The sequence below is a fragment of the Delftia sp. ZNC0008 genome, assembly GCF_000799035.1.
In the GTDB taxonomy this organism is placed as follows: Bacteria; Pseudomonadota; Gammaproteobacteria; order Burkholderiales; family Burkholderiaceae_C; genus Comamonas; species Comamonas tsuruhatensis.
Genome location: NZ_JTKZ01000114.1, coordinates 1 through 2,117 on the forward strand (window position 1 = coordinate 1; position 2,117 = coordinate 2,117).

A 2,117-nucleotide genomic window follows, 5' to 3' on the forward strand; every position below is an offset into this window, starting at 1 on the left:
TGTACCGCAAGGCCAGGCCCGGCACACCGTGCTGGTGCGCGGCCCCATGGTCAGCAATGACAGCGAGGCCCTGCTCACGGCCGCCGTCATGGGCGTGGGCATTCTGGCCGGCGGCGACTGGCTGATGAGCGAGCACATGGCCGCAGGCCGGCTGGTGCGGGTGCTGCCGCAATGGCGCCTGGATGGCGCCTCGGGCATCTACTTCGTGCGGCCCTCGGCGGCGTTCAGCAGCGCGGCCATGACGGCGCTGCGCGACTGCCTGGTGCGGTGGTTTGCCACGCGCAGCCCCTGGCGCACGGGGCATGACACACTGGCGCCGCCCCTATCGTCTTGCGCATCCGCTCCATGACCCAAAAAACCTCGCCGCCCGCCTTGGCGGCCGCCTTGCTTCCCTGGCTGTTCGTGCTGCTGTGGAGCACGGGCTTCATCGGCGCCAAGTTCGGCCTGCCCTATGTGGAGCCGCTGACCTTTCTGACGCTGCGCTATGCCATCGTCCTGGTGCTGATGGCGGCGGTAGCCCTGGTGCTGTGCGCGCCCTGGCCGCGGTCGGCACGGCAGTGGCTGCACATTGGCGTGTCAGGGCTGTTCGTGCATGGCGTGTACCTGGCCGGCGTGTTCACGGCCATCGCCCACGGCCTGCCTTCGGGCGTGACGGCCCTGGTGGTGGGGCTGCAGCCGCTGATCACGGCCCTGGTGGCCGGCACCTTGCTGGGCGAGTCCGTGCGGCCCCGGCAGTGGGCCGGGCTGGCGCTGGGCTTCACGGGCGTGGCCCTGGTGGTGGCGGGCAAGATCGCCTCGGTGCCGGTCCATGCCCTGCTGGCCATGCTGGTGCCGGCCGTGGTGGCGCTGGCCGGCATCACGGCCGGCACGCTGTACCAGAAGCGGTTCTGTCCCTCGTTTGATCTGCGCACGGGCTCGGTCATCCAGTACCTGCCCTGCCTGGTGGCGACGGGGGCGCTGGCCCTGGCCACGGAAACCATGCAGGTGCGCTGGAGCGGCGAGTTCCTGTTTGCGCTGGGCTGGCTGGTGCTGGTGCTGTCCGTGGGCGCGGTCAGCCTGCTCAACCTGCTGATACGCCGCGGCGGCGCCGTGCACGTGGCCAGCCTGTTCTACCTGACGCCGCCGGCCACGGCCCTGATCGCCTGGGCCATGTTCGGCGAGACGCTGGGCGGCCTGGCGCTGGCGGGCATGGCCTTGACGGCAGCCGGCGTATGGCTGGCGCGCCAGGGGCGCTAGCTTGCCCCGCAAGCCGCGGGCAGGGCATGCGCAAAGGCGGGATACTGCGGCACTGTCAGCCCACGAATACCGGATTTCCGCACCATGCCCATCAATGAACTGCGCGCCATCGCCACCTTTGCCAAGGCGGTCGAGCTGGGCAGCCTGCGCCAGGCGGCGCTGTCCCAGGGCGTGAGCCCCCAGGCCGCCAGCCAGGCGGTGGCCCATCTGGAGCAGCACCTGGGCGTGCGCCTGCTGCACCGGACCACGCGCAGCCTGGCGCTGACCGAGGAGGGCCAGCGTTTCCTGCAGGACACCCAGCCGGCGCTGGCCGCGCTGGACCGCGCACTGAACCTGGCACGCGACAGCCGCGAGGGCATTGCGGGGCCGTTGCGCATCGTGGGCCCCAAGTCCTGCTTCGCGCCCGTGCTGATGCCGCTGCTCGATGAGTTCTGCCGCCTGCACCCGGGCATCGTCCCCGATGTGCGGCTGGACGACGGCATAGGCAACTGGGTGCTGGACCGGGTCGATGCGGGGTTTCGCATCGGCGCCTCGCCCGATGAAAGCGTGATCGGGCGGCGGCTGTTTCCCGTGCAGCTCATCGTCTGCGCGGCGCCGCAGTACCTGCAGCGCCATGGCGTGCCCCGGTCGCTGGACGAGCTGGCCGCGCACCGCTGCAGCATGTTCCGCCATGCGGCCACGGACACGGTGATGCCCTGGTACCTGCCGGTCGATGGCGAGCTCACGCACCGCTACCTGCAGCCGGCCCTGTCCACCAACGATGCCGAGCTGGAGCTGCATGCCGTGCTGGCCGGCCAGGTGCTGGGCCAGCTGTCCAACATCTGCGCGGCCGCGCACATCCGCGCGGGGCGCCTGGTGCCCGTGCTGCTGGAGCAACGCGG

3 protein-coding genes are annotated in these 2,117 nt (G+C 71.2%); all 3 read left to right on the top strand.

Features of this window, described 5'->3' with window-relative positions; translation table 11 throughout:
- Positions 1 to 349, top strand: a 349-nt coding sequence (locus L995_RS04190) for a LysR substrate-binding domain-containing protein (protein WP_047469434.1), incomplete at its 5' end; no start/stop codon positions are given.
- The gene (locus L995_RS04195; protein WP_047469437.1) at positions 346 to 1,236 is read left to right on the top strand and encodes a DMT family transporter; all 891 of its coding nucleotides are present in this window, start codon (positions 346 to 348) and stop codon (positions 1,234 to 1,236) included. The genes L995_RS04190 and L995_RS04195, both read left to right, overlap by 4 nt.
- A gap of 84 nt (positions 1,237 to 1,320) precedes the next feature.
- A partial coding sequence (locus tag L995_RS04200) for a LysR family transcriptional regulator (protein WP_047469440.1) occupies positions 1,321 to 2,117 on the top strand: 797 nt, incomplete at its 3' end.